Source organism: Lysinibacillus sp. G01H (assembly GCF_028872195.1).
Lineage (GTDB): Bacteria > Bacillota > Bacilli > Bacillales_A > Planococcaceae > Lysinibacillus > Lysinibacillus capsici.
Genome location: NZ_CP118397.1, coordinates 2,087,432 through 2,114,424, shown reverse-complemented (window position 1 = coordinate 2,114,424; position 26,993 = coordinate 2,087,432). Strand labels below are relative to the sequence as shown.

Below are 26,993 nucleotides of genomic sequence, written 5' to 3'. Positions count from 1 at the left end.
TTTAATAAGAAGAAAAGGATGGCCAAAGCTAAGAGGTTCTCTCACTCGTTGGAGCGATTCACTCATCAGTTTGAGCACTTTTCAGTTATTTTGGAGCTGCTTCCTTGCTGGGTTGAGCGCTTTCTCCTCACTTTGGAGCGGTCACCTGACTAGTTTGAGCGTTTTCCTCTCACTTTGGAGTCACGAATCCCCCCTTTTAGCTAGGCATAGGAGTGTAAGCCGGCAATGACTAGATTGACAAATACTTGGTTAAACACAATAATGCCGAAGCCGATAATGGCCAACCAGGCTGTTTTTTCCCCTTCCCAGCCTTTGGATAGGCGGAAATGGAGGAAGGCAGCGTAGAATAAAAAGGTAATTAATGCCCACACCTCTTTCGGGTCCCAGCCCCAATAGCGACTCCAGGCAATTTGCGCCCAAATCATGGCGAATAGCAGGCCACCTAATGCAAATAATGGGAAGCCGATAACAACAGCCCGATAGGAAATTTCATCCATTAATTGTGGCTGTACGCGGCTTGTCCATGGCTTTAATAAGGCACTCACTGATTTTCTTGTGATGAATCGAATGACACCATATAAAATAGTCCCCACGATAAATGCCCAGACAATCGAGTTTAATTTCTTGGCATCTATTTTATTTGTGATTTCGACACCACCGATTGCTTCGCCCTTTTCGGTGACGGCTCCTTTACTTACAATCAGGGGCATCATGGAGTAAGTAGCTTTTTCCTGCTGTCCCTGTGCATTATCGAATTGTACCTGCACCTCTTCTGTGGCAAGGCTGAAAAAAGTAGATACGCCGATAAAGCCAATGACAACCACCAAACAATACAATACAAACTCAAGCCCATATGTACTGATAGATTTTTTGGAAACATCCAGCGTTCTTAATAAATAAATTAAACCTGTAGCAAAGGATACAGATAAAATGGCACTAGAAAAGGCCACAGTCATGACATGAATCGTTAACCAGTGACTTTGTAATGATGGAACAAGCGGCGATACTTCCTTCGCAAAAACGCTTCCATAACCAAGGATGATTAAGGATACAGGAATCGTGAATAAGCCAACCACGATTTGCTTATATAAGAAATGGATAATTAAGTAACTTCCTGTAAGCATGATGCCAAAGAACGTCATAAATTCATACATATTACTGACAGGCGCATGGTCAACCGCCACCCATCTGACAACAAAGTACACGAGCTGTAGGGCAAAGGCTATATAAGTGAGCAATAGGCCTAGCTTACCGAATGTTTTTCTCTTTGATTTGACTGCTAGCCCTAATGGCACAATAGCAATGAGTAGTAGAATAAAGGCAATAAATAAGGCATTGCTACTAATGGATAATAAACTTTCTTGATTCAATAGAATCCCTCCAACGTCTCTTTTTCGGAATATGCTTCCAAATACTAAGAACGTTATAGCGTGTGAGAAGTGCCATGTTTTCCCTTTAAATATATTTATTTTTTCGAATTGTTACATTTTTATGACATAGAAATGAGGATGTGCTTGGTAGGTTCAATCATTATGTAGAGGGAACGATAAAATACCCCATTAAATGGAAAACGACTGTATCAAAAAATGGTATGCCTCTATCTACATCTTACAAAAAATTGTAATAAAAGTCTATTTCTTTTTCTATCTACATGGGACAATAATGATGCGCACAAATGACATAACGTTATGTTTCATAAACTGGAGGCTTTTAATGAAACAAAATATTTATGATAATCCGATATTTTTTCATCACTACAAGACATTGAGACAAAAAGCAACTAATTATAACCGTCTTTTGGAGCAGCCCACGATGAAGGCTTTACTTCCACCTTTGACAAATTTACAGGTACTCGATATTGGCTGTGGTATGGGGGATTTCGCCAAGTATTGTATCGACCATCAAGCCAAGCACGTAACCGCATTAGATGTTTCGAGCAATATGCTGTCCGTCGCTAAACAGGAGCATGCCCACCCACAAATTGACTATCAGCTACAGGCAATAGAGGATTATGAAGCTCCTTCGGCTAGCTTTGATTGTATAACCAGCTCCCTATCTCTTCATTATGTCAAAGATTTCGATGCGGTCATTGGTCAAATTGCTCACATGCTCCGTCCTAACGGTGTATTTATTTTCTCGGTGGAGCATCCTATTGCTACAGCTCGTCATACAACAGATGATAATTGGGTATATGATGACAATCATCAACGTCTGCACTATGCTGTGGATCATTACCAGGAAGAAGGCTTGCGTGAGCAAACATGGTTGGTGGATGGTGTTGTCAAATATCATCGCACCATAGCGACACTGGTCAATACATTGATTGCTCATGGATTAACGATTGATAGTATTGTAGAACCAATTCCAAGCACAGCAGCCATTCAACAGCTTCCTTCTATTGAAAAGGAGCTACGCAGGCCATCCTTTTTATTCATCAAAGCGAAAAAATAAACGAAAGCCTCACCCTATGTTTGTGGTGAGGCTTGTTTCATATAAATAATTTCTGGGTCTCCCTCATCCAAATTGTCGATAAAACCGCTTTTGACAAAGCCTAGGTTATGAAAAAGCTGGTGCATACGCCTATTGGACTGATTTGTAGAGGAGAAAACCTTTGCTGTTTTAGCCATTTGGATATAAGCGATCATTAAGGCAGAAGCGATCCCCTGTCTGCGCTCGGATGGCTTGACAATGACTAAGGAAATAAAGCTATAGCCAAAAAAGTCATTGCTAAATAACAAAAACCCCCCAACGGTATCGGCGGATTGGTATAGCAAACAGCGTTTCTCTTTGATAGCTTGCTGAATTTCTTCCGCTCTGGATGAATCACCAATCACTTCTTGATCGATTGTACAAAGTACTTGTAAATGCTCCATTCTTGCTTCAATTATATTGTGGCTCAATTTTCAACCTCCTTCATATAATAGCTCATCACCTTTAGCTCATCTCGAATTCCCATTACCTGTCTGCCTTCATCGACAAAGCCACATCGCTTATAAAGTTCCTGAGCAGCTCTATTTGGCACATTGACCCCAAGCACCAGCTCATTGATGTGTGGGAAATGCTTGCGAACAAAGTCAGGCAATAATTGGAGTGCTGTCTTGGCATAGCCTTTGCCCTGCTCATAAAAATCAGTGGAAAAGGAACGGATTAATAGCGCCTGTTCGTTGGAGGAGTAAGGCATCACCCCCTCTTTTTCATGTAAGACAAAGAACGTGACTAGCTTGTTGCCGTCCATTGCTAATACAGCATGCCGACTAGTATCCTGCTTAGCAAGTGCAATGCTTTCTTTTGGAGACTTTGTATAGCGTAGCTGCTCTTCTGTTAGGGTATATTGTTCTACTAAATTTTGTGCTTTGTCCTCATAGAACATGAGCTTCATAGTCACTCGAATTCCTCCTCGTAAATAGCGGTGAATTCATAGTCTCCCTCTATAAGTTGCTGTAAATAATCCTCAAACGAAGCTGCAATCACCTCAAAGCTATCAGGATCATGGACATAACGAACCACTTGGCCAACTTGTCCCGCTTCATTTGGCGTAAAATCAATATATAGGCTTGATGTTCCCCCATTATTCATACAATCTGCAAAGCAGAGCCGTTCATTTAACGGGACATGCATATTAATCTTTTCATCTACTTCCACATACGCTAAAAATTCCTGATAGCGCTCATAAATTGTTTCACGTTTGTCATGATAATCTTTCACGATTTGCTCCACCGACTTTAAATAATATGGATAATCCCCTAAATCAGAGCCTAGCACTAGAACACAGATCGTTTCTTGCCCATGCTGACAATAATATGTACCATTGACATCCTGTAATAGCTCCACCAAAACTTGTGGGCAGTTCGGAAATACCTCTAACAAGGCCTGAATTTGTGCCTCTGAAGCACCAAAAGCCTGTTGTAATTGTTGCTGCTCTTCTTGTGGTAAGTATTGTAATAAATTCGCAAAATATGTTGTGCGCATCTTAATCCCTCTCTCTCTTTAACTATGACATATTTTAGCATAATTTCTTCCATTCTCTTAGTCCCTCATGCTACTATGGAAGTATGCACAAAAAAGGGGTGGGTTTATGAGTGTGAAAGATGCAGTAGACGTGAAAATATTACCAACAATCGTAGGGTTGTAACGCTACTTGCAGCCCTTATACAAGGGAGAATATAATAATGGAAAACTATTTGACAACATTTTTAACAGGGCAATCGATCACTTTACAGCAAATGACTGCTGCTGACCTAGAGGCTTTTATAGCAATCGAAAGCGAATTCACCTCTTTACTACTTGCTAATGATGAGATTCCCTTTCCACAAACTGTAGAGGATCACACCGCTTTCTTTAACAGTATCAGCGGAAAGAAGGAGGAATACTTTTTCGGTATCTATGAAAAAGCGTCACATCAGTTAATAGGCTCCTGTGGCGTTTATGCAGTGAATTGGCAAAATAGCACTTGCTCAGTGGGCATTTCAATTGGGAAAGAGTGGCACGGCAAGGGCTATGGCACGGATGCAATGAAAACGCTTATTGATTTTATCTTCCAATATATAGCTATTCAGAAAATCAAGCTTCAGGTTTTCAGCTTTAATCCAGCAGCTATTCGCTCCTATGAAAAATGTGGCTTCACAAAAGAAGGCATTTTACGCCAAGAAATCTTCCGCTTCGGTACATTCCATGACGTAGTTTTATTTGGCCTCTTACGCTCGGAATGGGAGAGGAACTAACTAAATAGCACAACAGAGATACTATGATCGCTGTAGTATCTCTTTTTTTGTTCAGTCCTCTTGCCACACGCGTGTTACTTCCTGTAAGGATAGACCTTGAAAGGCTAATCGATAGATATCTGGCATACTTAACGTTTGCCAAAATGCATAATCGTACTGGGCATCAAAATATTGCATCATCAATGCCATGATATTACCATGTGTACCGATAACGACAGACTCCTCTTGATGAGTAAGAAGGATGCGCTGCAAACTTGGAATGGCACGAGCCATCGCCTGTTGATTGGACTCTCCACCTGCCCATGCAAAGCTTGGCTCCTGCCACACCCGTTGCACTGCTGCATGAAAATCCTCCAGCTTCCCAGTAGCAAGTTGTCTTTCTTTTAAAGCATCTATCGTTTGGATGGGTAAATGACGCGCCTGTGCAATCCCCTCCACTGTTTGAATGGCTCTTCGATAGGGACTAGCATAAACGGCATCGATTCGATAATGCTTCAAAAGATTTGTGACACGCTCTGCATCCCTTTGTCCCTGAGCAGATAGTGGACGATGATATTCATCCTCTGAATAATGAGCATGTGCGTGTCTAACAAAATAAATTTCAGTCATCTGTTTCTCCTCTTTAATATTAACTAAATGAATCTACCAAATTCCCTCTTGCTATTGCAGGGTGTATGTTTTGCTGTAGCGCTGACTCCCAACGGAAATTTCCAGTTGAACGACCTGTAAATCAGGGGTGCTCGATTCATTAATAGCTATTCGATCATAAAATCTATAAGAAAATACGTAATTGAATCCGTTAAGTATTGCTTAAACAATTCTTTTGTGGGGAAATGCATCATGGCTATCAGTCATTGCAAATCATGAGGTTCCTCCACTAAATCAAACATAATGAGCAGTATTTCCTATATTTGAAGAGGTTTGTAAAAGACGAATCTTACCTGCCTTTAAGAAAGCTTAAAAGATCTCTCTTTTTTCCAAAGATAAATTCGCTTCATCACCTCTTCTCTTACCCATTATTCCATTAATTTCAAAAATTCTCAACATTTCACCATAGACAATGAAATGTCCCCATTTCTAAACAACAAAAAAGGGAATTTGCTAAAATGTGACAAGATATGAATTCTGCGCTTAATTATCGGAAAATTCAATCTCCAATCACAACTTTTTTCTTAGTATAAAAGACTTAATACCGCTCTGTTTTCCCCTTAATATTTTCTAAAACAAAGAATGTGAATAACCCTATCCAGCGCATGAATAGGGTTTTAAGTCATGTATTAAATTCTATAAAAGGGGAATTACACAGTAATTTTTATCTATAATACATAAAAAATTTCAATCAATCTAAATAGTATGAAGTACCTTATCTATGACTAAATTACGAATTTGAGAAACGATACACAATATGACATTTTTTTTAATATAAGTGATATACAATGAAAAAGTTGAATCGAGGTCATAAAAATTTATTTCAAGAATATGGATAAAAAATTAGGAGGAAAATATCTTGGTTAACTTATTACTTAAACAATTCTTGAAGGCGGAAATTGAGATCAAACGAAGAATTATGTATAAAAAAGCAAAGGATCTTGGTTTCACCCACCCTATTGTAGTAGATTACAGTCAAGAATTGGATGTCTTACTTAATAGATATTTAAAACAAGCACAAGCTTCCTAATCATAACGAGGCATATAATAGAAGAAAGTATAGATATGATAAAGCCAGGCCATGTTTTATTGGCTGGTTTTATCGGGGATGATACATGCATTCACCTAGCCATTTCTCAGAATGTATAGAGAATGAAAAAGTAGGCGATGTTTTTGATAAGAAAACATTTGGAGGTTGAATGATGCACGTATTCATCTTAACTTTTATGGTTGTTTCCAAAATATTAATGCCACCTCAACATTCAGTAGACCATACAACACCCACACTTTGCACACCAACTGAAATAAATACACTATATCAATATCCAAACAACCAATTTCAATCGTTTCGTGATGAGGACAAATTTTATCAGCAGCTTAATCGTGCGATTTATGAGGAATATACCAATGCTTCATTGAATATTCGTCAAAAGATGGCTTTTAAAGATGTAGCAAATGCGACAAAACGTTTTTATTTACAAACAGATGGTAAACAGGAAACAATAGACCTCTCTCAACATACTTTTATTCATCCCAATCGACAAGTTTATTTTTTAGCATCCTTTCAGCACAATACCGATGAATCCTATCGCAAATTTCTTGTCATCGACGCTGAAACACAAGAAGTAATACTGGGACATTCGCATTTTCAAGAAAGTTCCAAGCACCTTTAATTCATTGTATGCACACCATGTAGATTCTAGTAGTCATTTCAAAAAAATAGAAGTAAAAATTTCTTAACAATTAAAAAGCTTGCGATGAATGACGAACATGCATCGCAAGCTTTCTTTACTTGAATTAAGCTAAACTTTTTTGTTGAATGGCTGCTGTGACTTCTACTATTAATTGCTGTAGTGACTTATCAGTGGAATTTTGCTGACCATGTCTGCGAACAGCTACAGTTTGGTTGGCAACCTCACGATCACCGATAACCACAATATATGGTATTTTTTGCAATTGGGCTTCTCGTATCTTTTTGCCGAGCTTTTCTTGGCGATCATCTAATTGCACACGGATTTCTGCCTGTTGTAAAGCTTCAACAACTTGCTTGGCATAGCCTTGATGTGCCTCTGCTACCCCAATCACTTGGACTTGCTGTGGTGCCAGCCAAGTTGGAAATGCTCCGCCAAAATGCTCGATTAAAATACCTAAGAAGCGATCAATTGAGCCAAACACTGCACGATGGATGACAACAGGTCTCACCCTTTCATTGTGCTCATTAATATACGTTAAATCAAATTTCTCTGGTAGCTGGAAATCAAGCTGAACCGTTGCGCATTGATGACTGCGCTGAATCGCATCTTTAATATGGATGTCAATTTTCGGTCCATAGAAAGCCCCGTCCCCTGCATTAATTGTATAGGCAATGCCTAAATTGTTTAGGACATTTTCAAGTGCTGCTTCTGCTTGATCCCACAGTGCCAAATCACCCATATAATCATCTGGTCGTGTCGATAATTCAATCGTATACGCAAATCCAAAGACGTTGTACACTTCATCTATAATCTTTAAGGCCAGTGCAATTTCATCCTCAATTTGCTGCGGTTTGGCAAAAATATGGGCATCATCCTGACAAAAAGTTCGTACACGTAACAGACCATTCAAGGCACCACTAAACTCATGTCGGTGCACTTGCCCAAATTCTGCCATACGTATTGGTAAATCTCGATAGGAATGTAAGGCATTTTTGAAAATCAGCATATGCCCAGGACAGTTCATCGGCTTTAAGGCAAAGCTTTGGTCATCTACCTGTGTAAAATACATATTGTCCTTATAATGATCCCAGTGACCTGACTGCTCCCATAAGCGTTGGTTCATCATCAGCGGTGTTCGTACTTCCCTATAATCATATTTTGCTTGTAAATGTCGCAAATACGATTCTAGTTCATTGCGTAAAATTTGACCATTGGCTAAATAGAAGGGCATGCCAGGTGCTTCCTCTGAAAACATAAATAACGATAACTCTTTTCCTAGCTTACGATGATTCCGTTTTTCTGCTTCCTCCAAGAAGATAAAATGATCGCGCAGTTCCTCTTTTGTAGCAAAGGCAACGCCATAAATACGCTGAAGCATTTGATTATTGCTATCGCCTCGCCAGTAAGCGCCTGACACATGCATTAATTTAAAATGCTGTAATTTGCCTGTAGACGGGACATGTGGACCACGACATAAATCATAAAACTCTCCCTGCTCATAAATCGTAACTAGCTCATCTGCAGGAATTGCCTCCAACAGTTCGAGCTTTAACGCATCATGGGCGAATAATCGCTTCGCTTCTTCACGAGAAACCTCGCGTCTATGAACCGGTATATTTTCCTGAACAATTTGTTTCATTTTCTTTTCAATTTGCTGCAAATCACTCGGTGTCAGTGTATCGGCAATATCTATATCATAATAAAAGCCATTTTCAATGACTGGTCCTACCCCAAATTGTGCATGTGGGTAAAGTCGTTTAATTGCCTGAGCGAATAAATGGGCCGTAGAATGGCGAATGACCTCGATCCCTTCCTTCGAGCTTGCATCGTACAATGTAATTTGTGCATCTTCCATAATCGGGCGCGTCAAATCAATGATGGTTCCATTAGCACTCCCTGCGACTGCCTTTTTGCGAAGCTCTGGACGAGTCGCTTGTGCAATATCGGTTAGTGTCACACCTTTTGTAAATGCTTGTTGTTGGCCATCTGGAAATTGAATGTGAATACGTTGATTTGACATGTTCTCTACTCCTTTTTAATAATAAAATCAATTACACCTTGGCATAATTGTGTAGATAAAAAAAACACATATCCGTCCCTACTAAGGGACGAGTATGTGTTGTTTACCCGTGGTTCCACCCAAATTCCCACTAGTTTATAAGCTAGTGGCTCATTGAATTTGCAGTAACGCCGCAAAAAACGGTGCAAGTTTCCAAGCACGGCTCCAAGGTAGTAAGATGGGATTACGACATTAGGAAGCTTGCAGCCAATGCCTCCCTCTCTAAAAATGGTTAATCGCATCTCTTGTCCTTATCATTGCCCATTTCATTTTGTATGAAATTGTTAATTACTATAACGAATAGTGAATTCTTTGTCAAACCCTAAAAAAGAAAAAATTTAGCGACGGACTTGCAATGGACGTTCTGGACGTTGTACACAGTAGTGACAATTCGGGTCATCACATGCCGCCTCTTGCCACTCATTACACATCGCACAAAAATAACTATCGAACGTGTCATCATAGATGATGGAATTTTGACAACTCGGGCATTGTTGATTCTTTTGAATCGTACCGCTGATCTCTAGCCCATCAATAATCACTATATCTTCGCGCTGTTCAATTCGCATTTTATTATTATCTCCTAATAATTTTTCACTTCTAAGGTCTCATCTTCAGATTGCCATTCTACATGGATCATTGGCTTTGTTTCTCGTTTAAAGATTTTCTCACTTTCTTTTTTTGTGAAGGAATAATAGCCATCTTTATTTAACTGAACATCACTTAAATTTTGGGATTCTTTTGTCCCCTCAATCGTAATTTCTAAAGGCCCCAAATCATCATCATCTCCCAGATAAAATAAGCGTAAGCCCACCTCGCCATTACTATGATAGATGGCTTTCCAATGCTCACTTTTGGCGATATAATGTATCTCCTGCTTGGGGCTTTGACAAGCTGTCAATAGGATGATGAGGACAAGTGGAAACATCCATTTTCTCATTAAATATCCCCCTAACCTTGTATGGTGACAGCCCATCCTGTCGGCTTTTCTTCAAAGGCATCCTCGTATTCTGTAAAAACAAAGTGAAGTCCCCTTAAATCATCTGGCAAGGGTGGTGTCACCACATACGTACTGCTTTCATGTCCATTTGAGCCACCTGTACCTTTACTTCGGCATTCATAGGACGCATCAATGTATAGACCAAAATGATTTCGTTGTAATTTTTGCTGAATCGTTAGCTGAGGTTCTTGCTGCTCATCCCAATCGATTAATAATTGTACTACACTTGCATTGTCATATTGACGAACATAAGAAACCGTATACAAACGCTCTCCCTTTTCTACCGTTTTCAATATAGGGATATAGTGACGGAAGCCTGATGGTTCTACCTTTGAAGTATAGTATTTTTCTGATTTAATCAACTGGAAGAACAACGCTAAAAAAGTATCATCGAAACCATATTGCTGTGCCCATTTCGAAATGGTATCATCCGAAGGCAAGCCTGGAGTATGAGCAGCTTGCTCTTTTCGTTGCTGCAAAAGTGCACATATTTGCTCATCTATTGTGACAAGCCTTGAATCATTGTATTTGCTATGTTGTTCGGACATCTATATCCTCCTTCCTCCTGCAAGTCCTTCTTCTTTCTATACGTTATTTTCCTCAATTGGTTCCATAAACAGCCTATTTTTACTTGTAAATACCAAAAAAAGCTATCCAAAACATTGGATAGCTAGTTCGCTAGCATATCATTGTGCCAGCTAGCGGAGTCTGATAATTGATATGTAACCATATTGGCTGTCACAGCGAGAATAACACCCGCTCGGGACATATGAGAGGTATTTGGCTTTTCCAATACAAGGACCACGTAGCCCTCTCCACGTCCTTGCTCATCAAGCGCATTCGTCGCATTGATTTCAAAGGTGGAATACGTTTGCTCATTCGTCGCATACAGAAGTCGTTCTTCATCATACACGCCATGTTCTTTTAAATTATAGCTGACAGGCATCCACCCTTCAGACCATTCAATACTGCCTATCATTTCTCGTTTCCTTCTGGCAAGACGTCCAATGGAATACCTAAAATATATCTTCATAATCGCTTGATTGTCTTCATTTTTCCCTTCACAAGTGGCTGTCACTTCAAGCATAATATCATTTTTCGAAAGCTTTTTCATAAACACTAAAGCCACAGTGATAACACAGATAAATAGTACTATACCCAAGATGATAAATGCCATTAGGTCCCTCCTAGTATCACAATTGCTGTTAATACAATATTACCATGTTCTAGGAGAGATAGGAGCTTTTCACCAAACAATCTTAGGAATTGACACAGGCATAAAGGATAAGACAAAAAGCGATTATTTATTGGCTTGAAGCTCAACTGTAAGCGTAAAAGGTATTTTTAAGTATTCATAGTGTATCGTTACTTTCTGGTTGTTAGACGCTTGAACTTGAACAGCATAATGCTGCGGCTGCTCGCCAATAGCTTGTTGATTTATGTATCTTTGAGGTACGATCGTTCGCTGTGCTAATTTATGAAAAGATAGTTGATCATTTCCCTCTAGCTTTGTTTCCGCCTCAAACGGTTCTGACTTACTTATTACAAGCTTCGCGCTATCAGGACGCTGATCATTCACCAGTATTTCCTTCAGCTTAATTTCACGCAACCCTGTATTTTCAAGTGCGATGATTTTGATTGCTTCATTGCCTTGTTTGCTGGTATAGCTTTGAATAACAAGTGGTGGATTGCTCTTAAGATAAATCATAAAGATTGCTCCGACCACAAGCACACTCAGTAGTAAAATAAATAGTATTTTTTTCATACTTTCCCTCTCTTTCCTCCTCACAAGTATAGCAAAAACAACCTGACTTATTGACAGTCAAGTTGTTTTTGTAAACGTATTTCATCTCGTATTGGAATACCATCATTACCAATGAGCGGGATAGAAGGTTTATAGGCTCTTGCTTTTTCAACTGCATTACGTAGTATTTCTATTAAACAATAGCCACGTTTTTGATAGAATTTTAATGCATGTAAATTATCGTTTGTTGTAATAAGTGATATGCTTGTACAGCCCTGCTCCATTGCTGCTTGCTCTAGCGCATTCACAAGAGCAGAACCGATGCCTTTCCCCTCAACCGTACTATCTAAAGAAATGATTTCACAGTCCTCTTTTCGCACGATATAGGTGATTAAACCGATCATCATTTGTTGCTCATTCATAAAAGCAAAGCCCGCTAAATCACTACAGTCATAAATGCCACTGGAAATGACCATCTCCGTTGAACCCCAATGCTCCTGAAAAAATTCTCTTACAGTTTGTTTTGGTACTTCATGTATGGCAATAATCGTCATGTTATAAACTCCTTCTTAAATGGAAATATGAAAAACCCCTGCAATCGCTTTTTGTATGCCTAAAAATATAGCCCAGGACAGCACACCAAGACCAATAGCTAGTACAATATGTACGGAGGATTTCATCGCCATGTAAATCACAAATAGCATGCACATCGTTGCAGGCAAGCCAACGATAACGCCTACTGTAAAGCGTTGAATATGCTCACTCGACTCACTTTGCACGGTCAGCCAAATAATGCTTAAAATACTCACCAATGGCAACGCAGCAATAATGCCTCCATAGGTAGGGAATCGACGTGCAACCTCCGTCACAACGCCAATGATGGCTGCTGAACTCAAAATTTTAAAGAATGTATACATTATTTTGCCACCTCACTTAGACGTCGAAACGCCTGTAGAATGGCTTGCTGCTCCTGCTCAGTTAGCTGATTAAGGGCTTGCTGTAGCTTATCATCATCTAGCTCCGAGTTTTTCTTCAACACTTGTAGCCCTTCTGCTGTCAAATGTAGCATGACCTTACGCTGATCGTCACTTGCACGCTCCTTCATCACCCAGCCATGACGCTCTAGCTTTTTCACATGCTCTGATGCCGTATTAGGAGAAATATTTAGTAACCCTGCAATATCACGCACCGTCACTTCCGCTTCCTTTTGAATCATTTGCAAAATACGCACACTTTGATGGGAAATAACATCTTCATGGGTTGTATGTAGATGATAGAATATCGTTGTAAAATAATCATTTATATCTTTAATCATTGTAATAGCTCCTTTAATATATCGTTCCACACGATTATATCGTATATAACGATATATTAAAAGCTACCTCGTTAAAGTTTATATTTTCAGATATTTTTCTTCAGTAAGCTTAGCATTTGATAGCCATCTGAGGGTAATCCTGCATAGGGCTTATACCAGTTTGGATAAATTAGCGGGTATGCTGTTGCAAGAAATTGAAAAGTATTCCAATAAAAAAGGCCATTAAAAAATAGTGTATCCCTGCATAATCAGTAAAATAACGGGCTAGATAGCTGGCACAAAGTAATACTGCTAAAGTCATGATAGGACCACCCGCTATAAATCCAAGCGACTGCTTGCGCGTTAAGCTACTCCCTTTTTGCGGGGTACAGAAGCCAAAAAATCCCCATCGAATATGGAAATGTATACGACCTATACGCAAGTTTTCAGGAAAATTTTTTGCCCCCAAATAAACATGGGCTCGTTCCTTTGAACATACTATAACACCCAATGCATGCCCAATTTCATGCAACAGCGTGGAGATTGGTATGCCTACTACATATAAAAGCATAAAGGATAGAATGGACATCACAACTCACCCCCTCCCAAATATACTATCTATTTTTCATAAACATCTATCTTTCTGCGTTTCTTGCTAAATCGTATCAATGAGTACTTGTGAACACTCTCCTTCTACAGTATTATCACTCTAATCTGAATTTAATTTTGGGCATCCTATGTTATACTTTCTCTATTTTTTAGTAGGTGGCACAAAATATGAAAGAAGATACCTTTCATACTGTTCTTCAAAACACGGTATTTGGAGCGGTTGGCATGCTATTATTTACTGCGCTCCCCTTCCTCCTAACAAGCTGGTTTAAACCAGCCATTTCTGTTATGAGCGCGCTCGCTATCTATGCCCTATTTATGCTTTCTGCAAATATATTTTATCCATGTTGGCCTAAAGAAAAGGAGCTGCCTTTTGACAGCTCCTCAATGATTGCCTAACCTTTGATTATTTTCACATAAACACCCTGCTCAAATCTTTCCAAAGCACAGGCATTCATTGCTTTAACTTGGTTAGATACCTCGCTCGTCTTCCATAGTCGCTGTTGATGATAAATAGCTGGATCGATGAGTCGTACTTTATTACGAAAATGAATGTCATGATTCTCTTGTTCTTCTCTTACCTCTACATTTTCATGTAATTGTTGTAAAAGAGCTTGAACTTCTCGATCATGTGAATCCTTCACCAGCTGCAATACCTCATGATCAGTCTTTAGGAAATCTTCAAGCGTTAGAATTTGTTTTGCTAGCGACAGTTTTAATACATTCGCTAACGAACTAGTCGCATAGATATTTAAAGGGTGCAAGAAAAAATCTAACACTTCCTGATAATAAATTTTCACAAACCATTCTGCACGCTCAATCGTTTTAACACACAATTTCCCCTGAAAAACGAATAAGTCCTGTAAAAATTTTTGGATATCTTCCAAAGTTAAATTTCTATAAAAATACATATCTCTTAATGTATAATCTATACGATCCGCACACAATGCTGGAGCAGGTTGTTCAAGTAACGACCACCTTGATGTATCGAGTATGTTCTCAACCTCGTAGCCATATTTTTCAAGAATCGCAGGTATCGAAGACTGTTTGATAACATCCATGAATATTGCTTCATGATAATCTTCCGCCTCATTTTCAAGGACAACATCCACAACATGGGAAAAAGCGGTATGGGACACATCATGTAATAAGCCTGCCACCTGCTCCTGCAATGAACCGCCAAACTGTCTAATAAGCAGCATGACGCCTACAGAATGATCAAATCTTGAAATAGTCCACCTGCTATTTACTAGAAAGCCTGCCCCAGCCTGATGAATTTCCTTTAAGCGTTGAACTGGCTTACTTACAATCAATTCCTCTAACAAACCATCTATTTCGAACTCCCCATATAAGGGATCACTAATCAGCATTTATATTCTTCCGACTAATCACAAAGACTCCACCACAATGCGATAGTGGGTAAAAGGTTAACTCACAAATTTCCTGTAAGGCGACCTTTAGCTCCTCATGGACAAAGTAAAATTCATCCTCATCCCAGTATCCCTTGCTATCTTGACGACATTGCTCCAGCTGCTCTCTTGTCTGGAAAGCTACATCGCCAATTAAAATTTTCCCTGTTGGTGATAGGTGCTGTAATAATTGTGTGATATACACAGCCTTTAGCTCATCTGTAAAATGATGGAGCGCATACGTACTAATAATCGCATCGTAGGGCTGCTGCAATAGCTCCTGTGGCAAGCCATTCATTAAATCCCACTCCATTAAGTGGGCATCTGGCATTTTTTCCTTGGCAATGGCAATCATGTTCGCTGAAAAATCAAAGCCATAAATTGAATGCCCATGTTCATAAAGCTTCGCAGTTAATATCCCAGTACCAAAGCCAATATCTAAAACAGTGGAAGCAGGAACAGCCATCACTTCATTGAAAATTTTATTTAAAATCGCTTTATAGCCTGCAAATGGATATTGATACTTTTCCTCACTGTGTTGAACCGTTTGATCATATCCTTCGGCCCATAAATCAAAACCTTGTTTATTTAATAGCATAGTGCCTCCTACAATGTATAAATTCTCCAAGCATTCATTAATTTACGTTCAGTCATCTGTTTCATCATAAATCCCCCTTCATTAACCAATTCAGTCCATTATACCAATTTATTACCTTTCCAACAATTCAGAAAATAAACAGTGCATTATCAATTTTCAAATTTTCATAAGCTGTTATAATCAATATGTATAAAATCACAATAAACATTCTGGATAATATTTCATTATAAATTCCCAAAATATTACCATATTCAACTTTTTACGATATAATAATATTATTGGGTAGTTAAAATATAAAAGGAGATGACTTAATGCAAGGTACAAACAAAAAGGCGTTGTTATGGATTAGCATTATAATGAGCGTATTGTCCATCTTCTTTGCATCTTATGATTCTAACAAATTTGGAGCCCCATTCCCCTTTATAAGTTACATCGGTGAGTATGAGTTATCATCCGCAATTGCTTTATTTACTAAAAATGGCATTACTCAAATTCACTTTAATATACTTTATTTCTTTATAAATGTTACACTAATTTACTTTATCCTTTTTTACGGTAGAAATATAATTAATTCATTAAAATCAATTAAACAATCCTAATTCTTATACATCAAGATTACAAAAATTAGCCTAACAAAAGAAAAATGAATAGTATCCTACATATAATGAAGATGGAAATGATTGATTATAGACAAATAATTTCGTCTAATAAATTTGATGAACCTTTGCATCTTATCCCATTGTAAAGGGAGTAAATTTCAAAACAATTCAAGAGCAATTAGGGCAATCACATGTTACTATATCTATAGACACTTATAATTTTTAACAAATTAATGTAAATTGGTCGCCTTTTTAATTCAACTTATTATAAAACCTCATGTAAACCCATATAAATCAACGTTTCCTTTAAAGGAGGGATCTAAATGATCGCATTCACTTGTAATGCATGCTCTAGAACGACTTCTTTAGGTCAAAGAGGTCAATATTAAGTTATAAACTAACAGAAATTGAATGATCTCTTTAGGCCAAAAAGTAATCAAATAGCCTAATAAACAGGAGAGATTTCAAATGGAACAACAAACAATTCAGCCGTTTTTAACGGTTGCCAACTATCATTTACTAGAACAGCAATTAAATAAAATTTTACATGCACTGACAACAACAAAGGATAAAAACGTTATCCTAGCAGTACGTGGCCTTGTTGATACGGAGGTAACAACAAAATTAGCATTATCAGCAGCAGAAACAATGATGATTGACCAGCTTTTTGCTGTCACAGATCGTGCACAAGGTGATGCATTTTTAGAGCAATTAAAACCATATGTCATCCCGTTCAAGCCGGTGACCGCTAGTACGCTTAAAGCCATATTTAAAAAGGAAAAGAAGCTCAAGCTACCAAATCTAGAAGCACTCGATTTTCAGCAAATTTGTTATCTTGCTTGGGATGATGCTGGCACACATCGAAAATATGTTGTCCTTGAGCAAAATGGGCAGCTAAAAGGGATCAAAGGGATATTTGCTAATAACACGGTTCGCGGCATTTGTGCTATCTGTAATCGCCATTCAGATGTAGGCTTATTTACTACGTCCATTAAAGGACAGGTGGTAGGCACGTTTACCAACCACAGTAATTACATTTGTGCAGATAGTCAAACATGCAATGAACATGTTACGGATATGAACAGAACACTGGAATTTTTCGAGCGTATAACTCAAAAATAAATGAACGAAGGCAGAAATGTTGTGCAAGCAACATTTCTGCCTTTAAACTTTATTTAAAAGGTCAATTTTAGGGTATAGAGAAATGTTATCGGTTGGGATTACGATCAATAAATTTCTCTATTTCATCCGCTAATCCGTAGACAAGATGGAAATAGTGTTTTTCCGTCATGACACCCTTTTTTCGCCATTTTTGCATTTCTTCTTAATGAAATTGATAAAAATAGCCTTCTACATCTCTTCTAGCAATTCCTTTTTTCTCCGCCATCTCTGCAATAGAAAGACTTTTCCCCCACTCTTGGTCGTATTCCCGCACTGTCATGCCCCAAAATTTACTTATAGCTTCATAATCATATTTGACATGGTATACAAGAATACCTTCCTTATTGTTTTCTGCATATACGGCTGTAGAAAATGAAAAAACTACGATGAATAAAAGCACATACACTTTATTGGCATTTTTCATTTTGGAACCCCCATACTTTTTGAGGTTAATGTGTGTGGTTCTCGTCATTACTATATGAAGGAAAACGTGGAAGTCATGAAGCTTTTATGCCAAGGAATGCTGTAATACCAAGGCTTGTCGTTAGTTATGTAATACAAAATGGAGCATGATACTATTCACGCAAATTTTCAATTCTACGTTCTTATCCATCGATAACGCTTGTCTAAAATCAATTAAGTCCTTTTCCTCTACATGAATCATTTTCGCGACACTATCCGTGGAAAACATGTATTCCTTGATGAGATCATTCAAAAGCAATGCGGCTCTTTCCCTTGCATCAAGGCCTTCAAAGCCAGCACATAACATAGCTATTTTTCGTTCAATCTTATCCAGCTGCTCCGTCGTAATGCTTCCCTTGTTATTCAATAAACTATCTAGCTCCTTCATTGGTAAATCAAATATTTTCGCAAGTTGCTGATGATTGAAACTGAATTTTTCAGCCACTTCTTGAATTTGCTGTCTCAGGTAATCGAATCGGGAAATATCCGTGACAAAAGATACTTCTGCCCTATCCTTCAATTTTTTCACAGTCATAACCCTCTTTTCACAATTAATTATTCAAAATGAAACTATATTAAAAATCAGGACGCCATATAAGTGGCAGTATTAATAAAAAACGGAAATCATAATGAAAGTGGTAGTGCTTTTAGGGGATAAAGACTTAATAACCCTCCCTAGAATTGTTAGCCAACGAATTCAAAAGAAAAAACCAACTTTATGATAAAAAGCTGGTCTAGTCATTCAATCATTTATTGTGCCTTGCTGTTTTTCATCTTCATATAGAGCCAGAAAAGATTGGCTATTTCTTCAGCTTCATATTTATAAATTGTTTCAGCAAAAGAAGCACGAAATGGCTGTAACATGATCTCTAAAACACTCATGCGGGGTGTTTCTCTCTTCATTTCATCCAAAAGCAAGCTAGAAAGTTCGAGTGATTTTTGTGGAAGTTCGATTGTCGAGATTTTTTTACAAAATTTCTCTAATTTCTCTTGTATTTGTTCACTGGTGATGGACTTATAGGCTAAATCCTTTTCTAACAAAAACATTTCCTGTGGTTCTAATAAAATTTCTCCACTCTTAATCATTTCTGGGAGAAAACTTTCTACATATTTCAATGACCGAGTAACCACTTTTTTTAGATCTATCGTCATATTAGTAGCCAAATTCCAATAAAAAGATAAATATTGGAATGTGCCAAAAAAGACGACCGCACACTCATAATAATAGTGCTTTCCTTCTTCTCCATAAATATCATAGAATCTGTTTTTTAACCAGGTAATTTCATGAAAGCGATGTTCCGCAAGAATTTCTTGCAACTCTTCATCATGCAAAAAGGAGATTTCTCGAAATAAAGGCATTAAATTATATTTTTCTTTAATTTTTAATGTGGCGATTAATTGTTCAATTAAAACGTCAACATCATCTTTTTTCTTACCAACTAAAATTTCCTCTTTTAAAACATTTCGTTCTTGGCGATTTTGCTCTAATACGGCTTTCAGGCATTCGTTTTTAGATGAAAAATAATTATAAAATGTACCTTTTGAAATATTTGCCTTATCTAAAATATCCTGAACCGATGTATGCTGATACCCTTTTTCAGTAAATAATTGTAATGTTGATTCGATAACGATTTGTTTACGATCCTTCATACATTTCTCCAATCTCTAAACACAATAACGAACTGACTACAATTATACTAGGAAAACTAGATTTCTTAAACTATGTAAATTTGATGCAAGCGTCCTCATTCTGTAGTGCCAGTCCAAATCGGTTAGGTTTTTCTAAAATGTATGGATAGTAAAAAGCCTTCTGCACAGACTACTTTTCAGGAGGTGATATTTAATGGCGAATAATAACAACAACCAAAATTTCAACTCAAAAATTCCTAATGCAGCTCCAAACGCAATGAATTCAATGAATGTTGAATTCGGGAATGAGACTGATGTTAATCAAATCAGACAGCAAATTCAACAAGCTGAGGCTAAAAAGCAACAGGCTTCTGGTTCTATGAACGCAATGAAATCAATGAATGTTGAATTTGGGAATGAAACTGATGTTAATCAAATCAGACAACAAATTCAACAAGCTGAAGCTAAAAAGCAACAGGCTTCTGGTTCTATGAACGCAATGAAGTCAACGAACGTTGAATTTGGGAATGAAACTGATGTTAACCAAATCAGACAACAAATTCAACAAGCTGAAGCTAACAAAAAATTTGCTTCTGGTAAATTTGCAAACGAAAATAATTCAAAATAGCTTTCATTCAACATCCGCAGCCGGCATCCTTGCCGGTTTTTTGTTTCTCGGAAAATTTTAGTTGATTTCTTCAAGATAAAATTCTCGCTTTAGATGTTGATTCAGGTAAACCGAATTTACATACATCTACAATGATTCGATTGAAGTTATATCAATTTGTTTTTTTAAAAAAATTTTTTGCTTCTTCTATTTGCTCCTTTGGTAGCGTCCGCAGTAATTCTTCTTCTAACCATGCTATTGTTTTGCTTCTTAAATAATTACGCATGTGTTCTTCCGCTTCCAGCATGACACTATTGATCGTACAGTTCGTTTGACTTGAACAAGATTCACACTTTTGTTTTTTATTTTGATAAGCAAAATTCGCTTTAATATTCTTACACTGAAATATCGGCTCTTCACCTTCAACAGCTCGCACAACATCCCAAAATGTAATATCCTCAGGCTTTCTATTGAGTCGATAACCCCCTTTTACGCCAGATACCGAGCTAACGATGCCTTCCTTGGACAATTTCCCTAAAACTTTTGAAAGATAGGTCTCCGATAATCCTTGAAATTCTGATAAATCCTTTATTCCTATACTTTCATTTTTTGGTACATCAATTAAATAAACAAGACTGTGTAGGGCATATTCAACCATCACACTATATTTCATTATTCCACCCTCTTAAAACATTTTGCTTACCATGATAGTAACACATTTTAGCCATACATAAATGAATCAGTTTGACAAACGAAAATGAAAAGCGTACATTGTAGACAAAGTTAATCAACGATTAAGTTAATCGACGATTAGTAACAACTTTATTTAACTGGAGGATTTTTATGCGCAAACTACTTGTGATAAATGCACACCCTGAAGTGGAATCAAAGACATCTTTGAGCCTTCAAGTATTGGACCATTTTCTAGGGACATACAAAGAAAATAAACAGAATGATGAAGTAATTGAGCAAATTAATCTATATGAAGATGTTGTTCCGATGATAGATAAAGTTGTTTTAAGTGGCTGGGAACATTCTCGAAATGGAGATCCTTTGACACACGGAGAAAATGAAGTTTTGGAACGCATGAATGAAATTTTAGTTCAATTTAAAAGTGCTAATAAATATCTAATTGTAATGCCTTTGCATAATTTTAATATTCCTTCAAAGCTAAAGGATTATATGGATAACATTCTAATTGCGCGAGAAACATTCAAATATACGGAAAATGGTTCTGTGGGCTTATTAAATGATGGAAGGAGCATGATCCTCATACAGGCAAGTGGTTCAATCTATTCAAATGACGATTGGTATACCGAAGTGGAGTATTCTTACAAATACCTTAAATCAATGTTTGCCTTTCTTGGAATAGAAGATTTTAAAATTCTTCGTGTCCAAGGAACAGCCTTATTGAATACAGAAGATGTCTTGCAAAATGCACTTTATCAAGCGAATCAATTATCAGTTGAATTAGCTAATAAATAATGGAGGGATTCACAATGACACAACGTATGAATTATTATGAAGTTGCACCAGATGCTATGAAGATAATGATAGAAATGGACAAATACACTAAAAAAAGTAGTATTGAGAGAAAGCTTCGTGAGCTCATTAAAATTAGAGCTTCTCAAATTAATGGTTGTGCCTATTGCATCAACATGCACACTGCTGATGCTAAGAAAATGGGAGAGACTGAACAGCGTTTATACTGCATTAGCGCTTGGAGAGAATGTACTTTTTATTCAGAAACTGAAAAAGTAGCATTAGAATTAACGGAACATATTACGCTTATTCCAGATAAACGCGTTCCTGATGAATTATATGAACGTGTTCGCAAGCATTTTGATGAAAAGGCTTATGTCGATTTAGTTATCTTGATTAATCAAATTAACAGTTGGAATCGAATTTCTATTGCTATGGGCAATGTTGCGGAATAATAAATGGCTGCCTTAACAGGTAGCTATTTTTTTATATTAGTTTGATATTAATTGGAGTCGTACTTTCATTTGTCAGTCCCCCGATCTCCCTTTAACAAAATGTAACTTTAGGAAATAAAAAAATTTCCCGGGTAAGCGCAAGAAAAGACAAATTCAATCCTACATTCCTCCATCAAACGACTGATTTTTTCATTTTCCTTGCCTTTTGAAAATACTGGCAGAAGGCATTTTGGGATAGTTTCCCTGTTCAATAATTATTTCCTGTTGAGTAGAACCATCTTGAATACCTTCAATACCAAATAATCCGTGATATTCCCATCATCTCAAAATTTCGGGGTACATGCTTTCCCTTACCTCTCAGTATTGTGTTTTCACACAAACTCCTTACAATAGTCTTTTCTTTAAATATTAAAAAGCCACACCTTGTTAGATGTGACTCTCTGAATTAATTACTTGACGTAGTAAACTCTACAGGAAATATCTCAAGTGAGAATATACGCTTACAGGGAGGTACATTAATTTTAAGTCCTGAATTGCAGAAATGTTACTAGCTGAAATACCAATGCATATTAAAATTATTACTGTACAAAAAAACTTAGACAAAAATGGTTTGAGTTTTTTTGGTGTATGTGAATCCTTTAATTTATTAAAATATTATAGGTGTGTAACTTTTTCTCCAAGTCTCATATTTGTTACACTAAAATAGTATCACTATTTACAACCCTTTCACCGAATCAATATATGTTAGGGCTATCATTTATCATTCAAACCTGTTAAATGAAAGAAACATTGAATATTACCCCTATCCCAAATATTGGGTTTATGATAACATATATCTGAATCTTTTAACTTTGGAAAATATGAAAGGAAGTGTAATAACCAGAGATGAAAAAGATATTGAAACCTTTGATTAGTGGTATAGTCATTGGTGCCCTCTCTCTAACTATAAATATAGATAAAAATGTATTAGCTAATGATATTGCAAATACATGTAAGTATGATTCGGCATCGAAGGTCAACCCTGATTATTCAACAATGAACTGTTTGTTAACCGAAACAGCACTGAGTTATAATGTTCCTCCTGAAATTGTGAAGGCAATAGCGGAAGGTGAAAGTGGAAATTGGCGTCATTTCGATATGAATGGTAAAGCGATTGTGACAGCTGATAATGGAATTGGCATTATGCAAATTACAAATCAAGCTGGCTACAATCAAGATAGACTAAAAAGCGATATTGTCTATAATATTCGAGCTGGTGTTGAGACTCTGGATGATATGTTTAAGCGGAAGGATTTGCCTAGCATCAACGGAGGGGAAAAAGATGTATTAGAACATTGGTACTTCGCTATCATGGCTTATAACGGTACTAAGCCAGTAAATAGTCCTTTTGTCCAAGCGACTGGTAAAAGAAATGTAAATGCCTATCAAGAAAGAATTCTCCAAATTATTGAGAAATTAGAATTAATAGACTTAACAGAGCTGCCTTTTAAACGCGAACATTTTCAATATGACTCTAACAGCAGGGAAAATATTAAATTTTCAGCGATGAACTATGATTTTGATTTACCATTAACAAAATCAAAGTACTTTTTTAAAACAAATCAAAAAGTTAGTGCAACAACTAATGTAACAGTTAGAACAAGACCTACTACGGATAGTCCTTCTATGGGTACTTTACGTAAAGGCGAAATTGTTACCATTACGGGCCCTTTTGAATATGAAGCAGTATCAACGAAGAAAAACCATTTTGTTTGGTATCCTGTGAAAAGAAATGATGGGACAGAGGGTTATGTAGCATCAAGTTATTTAAACTACTCAGCTTCAACGCCAACACCTACAACTCCAGTAGGTAGTATAAATATATCAAAGTTCGCTGATTACAAGGCAGACCAGTACTGGGCAGAGGATTTTCAATGGGCAGTCAACAAAGGTCTTATCAGCGGTTATCAAAACGTATACAACCCTGCCACAAAGAAATACGAAAACTTACTGAAACCAAACACAAATTTAACAGAAAATCAGATGTTATCTGTACTTTTCCGTTACTTTAAGTCAGATGAATTAGCTTCAACAAAACCTAGTTCTTCATGGAGTGCAGATGTAAACTATCAACTAGCGAGTAAGTATGCTCTACCAACGCTTGGTGGTAATTCAGCATCTAAACAGGTATATGCAGTCAAAGATATCACACGTGGTAATTTTGCTCGTATCCTAGCATCTATGCATTATGGAAAAACAGTATCTCAGCCAGAAGCCATCCATTTTCTACGTGAATTCGACTTAACAACTACTAAAACGGATGCAGAGTTTAAACCAAATGATTCTCTCACAAGAGCGCACGCAGTGGCATTCTTCCACCGTTATGAGCAAATATTCAATAAATAAATTGCTATATAAGTGAAAAGGTGACTATAAAAGTCACCTTTCTTTTATATGGTTGTCTAAATGGTGCTATAAAGCCCTATGTGGATTACGGGAGAGGCTGTGAAAGCATAACAAAGGGACTTGCATATAGGGTAATCAATCATAAACACAATTCCTATTCATATCGAAGGAAAGTACCCGTTAGCTTATGGATATTGTTTCACATACTCCATGAAAGCCGTCCTTTTTATAGAGAAACGGCTCTTTAGAATTATTTATTTCTTCAAACGATTTAATTTCTCAGAAACATTAAATCTTCTCATTTCATCTTCTCATTACTATGATGGATCAATAATTTTTCTACTTGAGTCTTTAGTGCTTGGTTGGCATAGCGAAGCACGACATCATTGCCAGCAGTTGCTATTTGTACATCACTAAAATATTCATCTACATTAGTCCATCCTATGACCCGTATCTTTTGCTAAACCAACTGTCTTTTGAGATCGAAATACTCTTGGCGTAAATCTTTTAAAAGGGCATCCATTTGGAGAAGAAATACAACTTTAATTTTTTAAATTGTTCCGTTTTTTGATAATCAATCTGTACGGACTTCACTGCTAGTTCAATTAGTAAGTATTGGTGTAACAACTGTCGTTGATCAGGTTTAATCATAATAATCAGCTTCTAATTGAGCTGACTGTATGTTTTGAATAGGAATTCGTTTTGTTTTAAGTAGTGTATCAAGTATGAGTTCATAAGTATTAAAATTATCTTTCATTACTGGAGACGCAGCTTGCACCACCTACCTGGTTGACTAAAATTGCCGACAACTGCGATTGGATCTTTCAGTATATCCAACCCCTCTAACATAGCGGTACAGCTGGCATCGAAGCTTTTCATATCGATACAAATGATTGGTCGATTTGGCATATTCTCGTAGTTTATATAACGCCACGCTCCTTGTAAAAAACTGGAACACCAGCAAGAACACTACTTATTAAAAATGTACGCTTTGTTTGTCTCATGAAACAGAATGCTTGAAATGAATCACCAACGATTTTAAAAATTTTTACTCGCCTTTTTGTTACAGACCCAATTTTAGATACATACATCATGTTTACTAATTGATTACGCTGCATAGCTTTAATCAGTTGCTCTCTCATCACAGTTCCTCCTAATATGTGAAATGTTCCTCATTTATAATCTATAAAAGAACACTTGTTTGTATACGAATCGGAGCAAACATTCGTATTTTGACAAGATAAAATTTCTGGAAATAGAAAATGCCCAGGCTCAAAAATAAATGAGTTCCTGGGCTATTTTCTCAAAATGCGATTTGTTTTAAGAACTTATGTAGCTCTATAAATAGATGTTTGCATCTTCTGTGGGAATAACAAATTACAGAATTGTTGCACAGTTAAAAAATATTAAAATCATAAGATATATAAGTACCATCCTTGAAATGTGCATGAACGACAGCTGTTCCACGCTTAAGTGGTTTAAGCGAGTTATTAGGAGTTAAAGTAACTACATCAAAACCCGAAATAATTTCTATATTATCAGCACCAAAAGTATACATTTGAGCTATTGATAAAGTTTTGTAAAATGAACCCCCAAATTTATCATTTGGTAAATTACAATTTGGACTTGCAGCAGATGCTTGTTGTGTAGTTGTTAATGGTAACGCAAACGCTGATAAAGCTAATGCAGAAGCTAAAACTATTTTTTTAATTTTTTTCATATATAATCACCTTTCTTTATTTGTAATTAACATAAATTGCTATAGCAAAATACCCTCGAGTAACTATTATCCTACCATTCCTGAAAATAATAATTCAATTGAATAATTACGCCATTTTTTGGCGTTCACTCCGTCATTTTTTGGCGGTGCTCAATTAATTATTTTGAAAGTACGCCAAATCACGCCACTTATACTGTCATTATTTGGCGCATTTTTTATTATTTTATATAACAAAAGTAACATTTTTAGTTAAATTCACACTAAAATCCTTGACACCTTCATTTAGTTCATTTCTTATAATCCTCTAATAATTTTCGCAGAATTGTCACTTTTATTACTATGTATTAAAACCAGCTCGACTAAATAGCTTTGCTGATCTTATAGTTTTTAGTATGCTCGTTGCGCAATGATGATCTTCAATCCTTCAAAATTATCACTTGTCATAGTACCTGAATCAAATTTATCAAGCAACGACTTATCGATTTCCCCTTTATCTACAGTCTGTTTGATGTAGTCGCGTACTGCATTTTCAGTTGCTGGATTTGTAAATCTCAATGTTTTATCATCATCTTCTTTAGGTATAGCCCAATTTTAGAATCTCAAAGTGTGGAGCATCAAAATTTCCTGCCTGCCAGTAACCACCCCATTCAATACCTAGTAAGAAGAAACATTCAGGAATTAAATTGAGTAAGCAAAGTGGTAACATCGAGGAAAAGT

General features: G+C 36.9%; 35 protein-coding genes and 1 pseudogene. 11 read left to right on the top strand and 25 right to left on the bottom strand.

Going from position 1 to position 26,993, the window contains the following annotated elements; genetic code table 11:
- Positions 1 to 200 precede the first annotated feature (200 nt).
- Complete coding sequence (gene ccsB, locus PSR12_RS10650) at positions 201 to 1,370, bottom strand: c-type cytochrome biogenesis protein CcsB (protein ID WP_112118749.1); 1,170 nt, start codon at positions 1,368 to 1,370, stop codon at positions 201 to 203.
- Between the two features lie 343 nt (positions 1,371 to 1,713).
- Here ccsB and PSR12_RS10645 point away from each other — a divergent pair, with 343 nt between their 5' ends.
- Positions 1,714 to 2,451 carry a class I SAM-dependent methyltransferase gene (locus PSR12_RS10645; protein WP_274773128.1) on the top strand — a complete coding sequence of 246 codons (738 nt, stop codon included), beginning with the start codon at positions 1,714 to 1,716 and terminating at the stop codon, positions 2,449 to 2,451.
- A 14-nt stretch (positions 2,452 to 2,465) separates the two neighbouring features.
- Here the strand turns inward: PSR12_RS10645 and PSR12_RS10640 are convergent, their stop codons facing one another.
- Genes PSR12_RS10640 through PSR12_RS10630 form a run of 3 tightly spaced genes read right to left on the bottom strand, consistent with a single transcriptional unit; the run spans position 2,466 to position 3,969 of the window.
- Positions 2,466 to 2,900, bottom strand: coding sequence for a GNAT family N-acetyltransferase (locus PSR12_RS10640; RefSeq protein WP_274773126.1), 435 nt, complete (start codon positions 2,898 to 2,900; stop codon positions 2,466 to 2,468).
- Positions 2,897 to 3,379, bottom strand: a complete 483-nt coding sequence (locus PSR12_RS10635) for a GNAT family N-acetyltransferase (protein WP_439778285.1) — start codon at positions 3,377 to 3,379, stop codon at positions 2,897 to 2,899. The genes PSR12_RS10640 and PSR12_RS10635 overlap by 4 nt, the downstream gene beginning before the upstream one ends.
- Positions 3,380 to 3,381: 2 nt before the next feature.
- Positions 3,382 to 3,969 carry an SMI1/KNR4 family protein gene (locus PSR12_RS10630; RefSeq protein ID WP_221682306.1) on the bottom strand — a complete coding sequence of 196 codons (588 nt, stop codon included), beginning with the start codon at positions 3,967 to 3,969 and terminating at the stop codon, positions 3,382 to 3,384.
- A gap of 200 nt (positions 3,970 to 4,169) precedes the next feature.
- On the opposite strand from PSR12_RS10630, the gene PSR12_RS10625 reads away from it, so the two are divergent.
- Positions 4,170 to 4,721: a GNAT family N-acetyltransferase gene (locus PSR12_RS10625; RefSeq protein WP_221682307.1), complete on the top strand. Its 552-nt coding sequence runs from the start codon at positions 4,170 to 4,172 to the stop codon at positions 4,719 to 4,721.
- A 51-nt stretch (positions 4,722 to 4,772) separates the two neighbouring features.
- Here the strand turns inward: PSR12_RS10625 and PSR12_RS10620 are convergent, their stop codons facing one another.
- A complete protein-coding gene (locus PSR12_RS10620) occupies positions 4,773 to 5,330 on the bottom strand; it encodes a histidine phosphatase family protein (RefSeq protein ID WP_257522082.1) in 558 nt (185 codons plus the stop codon).
- Positions 5,331 to 6,228: 898 nt separating this feature from the next.
- Here PSR12_RS10620 and PSR12_RS10615 point away from each other — a divergent pair.
- The gene (locus PSR12_RS10615; protein WP_004230265.1) at positions 6,229 to 6,399 is read left to right on the top strand and encodes an aspartyl-phosphate phosphatase Spo0E family protein; all 171 of its coding nucleotides are present in this window, start codon (positions 6,229 to 6,231) and stop codon (positions 6,397 to 6,399) included.
- Between the two features lie 172 nt (positions 6,400 to 6,571).
- Positions 6,572 to 7,042, top strand: a complete 471-nt coding sequence (locus PSR12_RS10610; protein WP_257522081.1) for a hypothetical protein — start codon at positions 6,572 to 6,574, stop codon at positions 7,040 to 7,042.
- A gap of 124 nt (positions 7,043 to 7,166) precedes the next feature.
- Here PSR12_RS10610 and thrS read toward each other — a convergent pair whose 3' ends face one another.
- The 10 genes from thrS to PSR12_RS10560 all read right to left on the bottom strand — a co-directional run bounded on the left by thrS (position 7,167) and on the right by PSR12_RS10560 (position 13,749).
- Positions 7,167 to 9,083, bottom strand: a complete 1,917-nt coding sequence (gene thrS / locus PSR12_RS10605; RefSeq protein WP_274773118.1) for a threonine--tRNA ligase — start codon at positions 9,081 to 9,083, stop codon at positions 7,167 to 7,169.
- A 377-nt stretch (positions 9,084 to 9,460) separates the two neighbouring features.
- Positions 9,461 to 9,691, bottom strand: a complete 231-nt coding sequence (locus PSR12_RS10600) for a hypothetical protein (RefSeq protein ID WP_274773117.1) — start codon at positions 9,689 to 9,691, stop codon at positions 9,461 to 9,463.
- Between the two features lie 14 nt (positions 9,692 to 9,705).
- The gene (locus PSR12_RS10595; RefSeq protein ID WP_274773115.1) at positions 9,706 to 10,062 is read right to left on the bottom strand and encodes a hypothetical protein; all 357 of its coding nucleotides are present in this window, start codon (positions 10,060 to 10,062) and stop codon (positions 9,706 to 9,708) included.
- A gap of 11 nt (positions 10,063 to 10,073) precedes the next feature.
- Complete coding sequence (locus PSR12_RS10590) at positions 10,074 to 10,670, bottom strand: hypothetical protein (protein ID WP_257522077.1); 597 nt, start codon at positions 10,668 to 10,670, stop codon at positions 10,074 to 10,076.
- Between the two features lie 122 nt (positions 10,671 to 10,792).
- A complete protein-coding gene (locus PSR12_RS10585; protein ID WP_257522076.1) occupies positions 10,793 to 11,299 on the bottom strand; it encodes a hypothetical protein in 507 nt (168 codons plus the stop codon).
- 123 nt (positions 11,300 to 11,422) lie between these two features.
- Positions 11,423 to 11,887, bottom strand: a complete 465-nt coding sequence (locus PSR12_RS10580; protein ID WP_274773112.1) for a hypothetical protein — start codon at positions 11,885 to 11,887, stop codon at positions 11,423 to 11,425.
- 47 nt (positions 11,888 to 11,934) lie between these two features.
- Positions 11,935 to 12,420, bottom strand: a complete 486-nt coding sequence (locus PSR12_RS10575; protein ID WP_274773110.1) for a GNAT family N-acetyltransferase — start codon at positions 12,418 to 12,420, stop codon at positions 11,935 to 11,937.
- Positions 12,421 to 12,435: 15 nt separating this feature from the next.
- The gene (locus PSR12_RS10570; RefSeq protein ID WP_221682317.1) at positions 12,436 to 12,783 is read right to left on the bottom strand and encodes a DUF3147 family protein; all 348 of its coding nucleotides are present in this window, start codon (positions 12,781 to 12,783) and stop codon (positions 12,436 to 12,438) included.
- Positions 12,783 to 13,181: a MarR family winged helix-turn-helix transcriptional regulator gene (locus tag PSR12_RS10565; protein WP_131520412.1), complete on the bottom strand. Its 399-nt coding sequence runs from the start codon at positions 13,179 to 13,181 to the stop codon at positions 12,783 to 12,785. Before PSR12_RS10565 ends, PSR12_RS10570 begins: the two co-directional genes overlap by 1 nt.
- 169 nt (positions 13,182 to 13,350) lie before the next feature.
- Positions 13,351 to 13,749, bottom strand: coding sequence for a hypothetical protein (locus tag PSR12_RS10560; protein WP_274773108.1), 399 nt, complete (start codon positions 13,747 to 13,749; stop codon positions 13,351 to 13,353).
- A 188-nt stretch (positions 13,750 to 13,937) separates the two neighbouring features.
- Between PSR12_RS10560 and PSR12_RS10555 the strand changes: the two genes are divergently transcribed.
- Positions 13,938 to 14,168 (top strand): hypothetical protein, encoded by a 231-nt coding sequence (locus PSR12_RS10555; RefSeq protein WP_274773106.1) that lies wholly within the window; start codon positions 13,938 to 13,940, stop codon positions 14,166 to 14,168.
- On the opposite strand, the gene PSR12_RS10550 is transcribed toward PSR12_RS10555, so the two are convergent.
- Positions 14,165 to 15,139: an HD domain-containing protein gene (locus tag PSR12_RS10550; RefSeq protein WP_274773104.1), complete on the bottom strand. Its 975-nt coding sequence runs from the start codon at positions 15,137 to 15,139 to the stop codon at positions 14,165 to 14,167. The two genes, PSR12_RS10555 and PSR12_RS10550, sit on opposite strands and share 4 nt — an antisense overlap.
- Positions 15,129 to 15,776, bottom strand: a complete 648-nt coding sequence (locus tag PSR12_RS10545) for a class I SAM-dependent methyltransferase (RefSeq protein ID WP_274773103.1) — start codon at positions 15,774 to 15,776, stop codon at positions 15,129 to 15,131. The genes PSR12_RS10550 and PSR12_RS10545 overlap by 11 nt, the downstream gene beginning before the upstream one ends.
- A 1,067-nt stretch (positions 15,777 to 16,843) precedes the next feature.
- On the opposite strand from PSR12_RS10545, the gene PSR12_RS10540 reads away from it, so the two are divergent.
- Positions 16,844 to 17,497, top strand: a complete 654-nt coding sequence (locus tag PSR12_RS10540; RefSeq protein ID WP_274773101.1) for a FusB/FusC family EF-G-binding protein — start codon at positions 16,844 to 16,846, stop codon at positions 17,495 to 17,497.
- A 202-nt stretch (positions 17,498 to 17,699) separates the two neighbouring features.
- On the opposite strand, the gene PSR12_RS10535 is transcribed toward PSR12_RS10540, so the two are convergent.
- From PSR12_RS10535 to PSR12_RS10525, 3 genes are all read right to left on the bottom strand, one after another.
- Complete coding sequence (locus PSR12_RS10535) at positions 17,700 to 17,960, bottom strand: hypothetical protein (protein WP_274773099.1); 261 nt, start codon at positions 17,958 to 17,960, stop codon at positions 17,700 to 17,702.
- Positions 17,961 to 18,080: 120 nt separating this feature from the next.
- The gene (locus PSR12_RS10530; RefSeq protein ID WP_274773097.1) at positions 18,081 to 18,533 is read right to left on the bottom strand and encodes an HTH domain-containing protein; all 453 of its coding nucleotides are present in this window, start codon (positions 18,531 to 18,533) and stop codon (positions 18,081 to 18,083) included.
- Between the two features lie 215 nt (positions 18,534 to 18,748).
- On the bottom strand, positions 18,749 to 19,648 hold the full coding sequence (locus PSR12_RS10525) for a TetR/AcrR family transcriptional regulator (RefSeq protein ID WP_221682325.1): 900 nt from the start codon (positions 19,646 to 19,648) through the stop codon (positions 18,749 to 18,751).
- 193 nt (positions 19,649 to 19,841) lie between these two features.
- On the opposite strand from PSR12_RS10525, the gene PSR12_RS10520 reads away from it, so the two are divergent.
- On the top strand, positions 19,842 to 20,255 hold the full coding sequence (locus tag PSR12_RS10520) for a gamma-type small acid-soluble spore protein (RefSeq protein WP_221682326.1): 414 nt from the start codon (positions 19,842 to 19,844) through the stop codon (positions 20,253 to 20,255).
- Positions 20,256 to 20,406: 151 nt separating this feature from the next.
- Here the strand turns inward: PSR12_RS10520 and PSR12_RS10515 are convergent, their stop codons facing one another.
- Entirely contained in the window at positions 20,407 to 20,907 is a 501-nt protein-coding gene (locus PSR12_RS10515) for an Rrf2 family transcriptional regulator (RefSeq protein WP_221682327.1), read from the bottom strand.
- A gap of 170 nt (positions 20,908 to 21,077) precedes the next feature.
- Between PSR12_RS10515 and PSR12_RS10510 the strand changes: the two genes are divergently transcribed.
- From PSR12_RS10510 to PSR12_RS10500, 4 genes and pseudogenes are all read left to right on the top strand, one after another.
- Complete coding sequence (locus PSR12_RS10510) at positions 21,078 to 21,719, top strand: FMN-dependent NADH-azoreductase (protein WP_274773093.1); 642 nt, start codon at positions 21,078 to 21,080, stop codon at positions 21,717 to 21,719.
- Between the two features lie 14 nt (positions 21,720 to 21,733).
- Positions 21,734 to 22,171: a carboxymuconolactone decarboxylase family protein gene (locus PSR12_RS10505; protein ID WP_274773091.1), complete on the top strand. Its 438-nt coding sequence runs from the start codon at positions 21,734 to 21,736 to the stop codon at positions 22,169 to 22,171.
- A gap of 473 nt (positions 22,172 to 22,644) precedes the next feature.
- A pseudogene (locus PSR12_RS23875) lies at positions 22,645 to 22,722 on the top strand (hypothetical protein); the annotation flags it as partial.
- Positions 22,723 to 23,056: 334 nt separating this feature from the next.
- Positions 23,057 to 24,556, top strand: coding sequence for an SH3 domain-containing protein (locus PSR12_RS10500; RefSeq protein ID WP_274773088.1), 1,500 nt, complete (start codon positions 23,057 to 23,059; stop codon positions 24,554 to 24,556).
- A 507-nt stretch (positions 24,557 to 25,063) separates the two neighbouring features.
- Here the strand turns inward: PSR12_RS10500 and PSR12_RS10495 are convergent.
- The 4 genes from PSR12_RS10495 to PSR12_RS10480 form a co-directional block, all read right to left on the bottom strand.
- Positions 25,064 to 25,207 (bottom strand): hypothetical protein, encoded by a 144-nt coding sequence (locus tag PSR12_RS10495; RefSeq protein ID WP_274773087.1) that lies wholly within the window; start codon positions 25,205 to 25,207, stop codon positions 25,064 to 25,066.
- A gap of 269 nt (positions 25,208 to 25,476) precedes the next feature.
- On the bottom strand, positions 25,477 to 25,698 hold the full coding sequence (locus tag PSR12_RS10490) for a transcriptional regulator (protein ID WP_274773085.1): 222 nt from the start codon (positions 25,696 to 25,698) through the stop codon (positions 25,477 to 25,479).
- Positions 25,699 to 25,952: 254 nt separating this feature from the next.
- Positions 25,953 to 26,276: a BLB8/JUQZ-1 family protein gene (locus PSR12_RS10485; protein WP_221682333.1), complete on the bottom strand. Its 324-nt coding sequence runs from the start codon at positions 26,274 to 26,276 to the stop codon at positions 25,953 to 25,955.
- Positions 26,277 to 26,663: 387 nt separating this feature from the next.
- Positions 26,664 to 26,831, bottom strand: coding sequence for a hypothetical protein (locus PSR12_RS10480; protein WP_221682334.1), 168 nt, complete (start codon positions 26,829 to 26,831; stop codon positions 26,664 to 26,666).
- Positions 26,832 to 26,993: the final 162 nt, after the last annotated feature.

What these genes read in the sequence shown, in the direction of transcription:
- PSR12_RS10600 (WP_274773117.1), bottom strand. Translation starts at nt 9,691, where the DNA reads ATGCGAATTGAACAGCGCGAAGATATAGTGATTATTGATGGGCTAGAG.
- PSR12_RS10570 (WP_221682317.1), bottom strand. Translation starts at nt 12,783, where the DNA reads ATGTATACATTCTTTAAAATTTTGAGTTCAGCAGCCATCATTGGCGTT.
- PSR12_RS10495 (WP_274773087.1), bottom strand. Translation starts at nt 25,207, where the DNA reads ATGATTAAACCTGATCAACGACAGTTGTTACACCAATACTTACTAATT.
- PSR12_RS10575 (WP_274773110.1), bottom strand. Translation starts at nt 12,420, where the DNA reads ATGACGATTATTGCCATACATGAAGTACCAAAACAAACTGTAAGAGAA.
- PSR12_RS10510 (WP_274773093.1), top strand. Translation starts at nt 21,078, where the DNA reads ATGCGCAAACTACTTGTGATAAATGCACACCCTGAAGTGGAATCAAAG.
- thrS (WP_274773118.1), bottom strand. Translation starts at nt 9,083, where the DNA reads ATGTCAAATCAACGTATTCACATTCAATTTCCAGATGGCCAACAACAA.
- PSR12_RS10565 (WP_131520412.1), bottom strand. Translation starts at nt 13,181, where the DNA reads ATGATTAAAGATATAAATGATTATTTTACAACGATATTCTATCATCTA.
- PSR12_RS10585 (WP_257522076.1), bottom strand. Translation starts at nt 11,299, where the DNA reads ATGGCATTTATCATCTTGGGTATAGTACTATTTATCTGTGTTATCACT.
- PSR12_RS10505 (WP_274773091.1), top strand. Translation starts at nt 21,734, where the DNA reads ATGACACAACGTATGAATTATTATGAAGTTGCACCAGATGCTATGAAG.
- PSR12_RS10490 (WP_274773085.1), bottom strand. Translation starts at nt 25,698, where the DNA reads ATGAGAGAGCAACTGATTAAAGCTATGCAGCGTAATCAATTAGTAAAC.
- PSR12_RS10515 (WP_221682327.1), bottom strand. Translation starts at nt 20,907, where the DNA reads ATGAAATATAGTGTGATGGTTGAATATGCCCTACACAGTCTTGTTTAT.
- PSR12_RS10500 (WP_274773088.1), top strand. Translation starts at nt 23,057, where the DNA reads ATGAAAAAGATATTGAAACCTTTGATTAGTGGTATAGTCATTGGTGCC.
- PSR12_RS10550 (WP_274773104.1), bottom strand. Translation starts at nt 15,139, where the DNA reads ATGCTGATTAGTGATCCCTTATATGGGGAGTTCGAAATAGATGGTTTG.
- PSR12_RS10535 (WP_274773099.1), bottom strand. Translation starts at nt 17,960, where the DNA reads ATGAAAAATGCCAATAAAGTGTATGTGCTTTTATTCATCGTAGTTTTT.
- PSR12_RS10610 (WP_257522081.1), top strand. Translation starts at nt 6,572, where the DNA reads ATGCACGTATTCATCTTAACTTTTATGGTTGTTTCCAAAATATTAATG.
- PSR12_RS10555 (WP_274773106.1), top strand. Translation starts at nt 13,938, where the DNA reads ATGAAAGAAGATACCTTTCATACTGTTCTTCAAAACACGGTATTTGGA.
- PSR12_RS10545 (WP_274773103.1), bottom strand. Translation starts at nt 15,776, where the DNA reads ATGCTATTAAATAAACAAGGTTTTGATTTATGGGCCGAAGGATATGAT.
- PSR12_RS10630 (WP_221682306.1), bottom strand. Translation starts at nt 3,969, where the DNA reads ATGCGCACAACATATTTTGCGAATTTATTACAATACTTACCACAAGAA.
- PSR12_RS10560 (WP_274773108.1), bottom strand. Translation starts at nt 13,749, where the DNA reads ATGTCCATTCTATCCTTTATGCTTTTATATGTAGTAGGCATACCAATC.
- PSR12_RS10580 (WP_274773112.1), bottom strand. Translation starts at nt 11,887, where the DNA reads ATGAAAAAAATACTATTTATTTTACTACTGAGTGTGCTTGTGGTCGGA.
- PSR12_RS10635 (WP_439778285.1), bottom strand. Translation starts at nt 3,379, where the DNA reads ATGAAGCTCATGTTCTATGAGGACAAAGCACAAAATTTAGTAGAACAA.
- PSR12_RS10525 (WP_221682325.1), bottom strand. Translation starts at nt 19,648, where the DNA reads ATGAAGGATCGTAAACAAATCGTTATCGAATCAACATTACAATTATTT.
- PSR12_RS10520 (WP_221682326.1), top strand. Translation starts at nt 19,842, where the DNA reads ATGGCGAATAATAACAACAACCAAAATTTCAACTCAAAAATTCCTAAT.
- PSR12_RS10625 (WP_221682307.1), top strand. Translation starts at nt 4,170, where the DNA reads ATGGAAAACTATTTGACAACATTTTTAACAGGGCAATCGATCACTTTA.
- PSR12_RS10595 (WP_274773115.1), bottom strand. Translation starts at nt 10,062, where the DNA reads ATGAGAAAATGGATGTTTCCACTTGTCCTCATCATCCTATTGACAGCT.
- PSR12_RS10620 (WP_257522082.1), bottom strand. Translation starts at nt 5,330, where the DNA reads ATGACTGAAATTTATTTTGTTAGACACGCACATGCTCATTATTCAGAG.
- PSR12_RS10645 (WP_274773128.1), top strand. Translation starts at nt 1,714, where the DNA reads ATGAAACAAAATATTTATGATAATCCGATATTTTTTCATCACTACAAG.
- PSR12_RS10530 (WP_274773097.1), bottom strand. Translation starts at nt 18,533, where the DNA reads ATGACTGTGAAAAAATTGAAGGATAGGGCAGAAGTATCTTTTGTCACG.
- PSR12_RS10540 (WP_274773101.1), top strand. Translation starts at nt 16,844, where the DNA reads ATGGAACAACAAACAATTCAGCCGTTTTTAACGGTTGCCAACTATCAT.
- PSR12_RS10590 (WP_257522077.1), bottom strand. Translation starts at nt 10,670, where the DNA reads ATGTCCGAACAACATAGCAAATACAATGATTCAAGGCTTGTCACAATA.
- PSR12_RS10485 (WP_221682333.1), bottom strand. Translation starts at nt 26,276, where the DNA reads ATGAAAAAAATTAAAAAAATAGTTTTAGCTTCTGCATTAGCTTTATCA.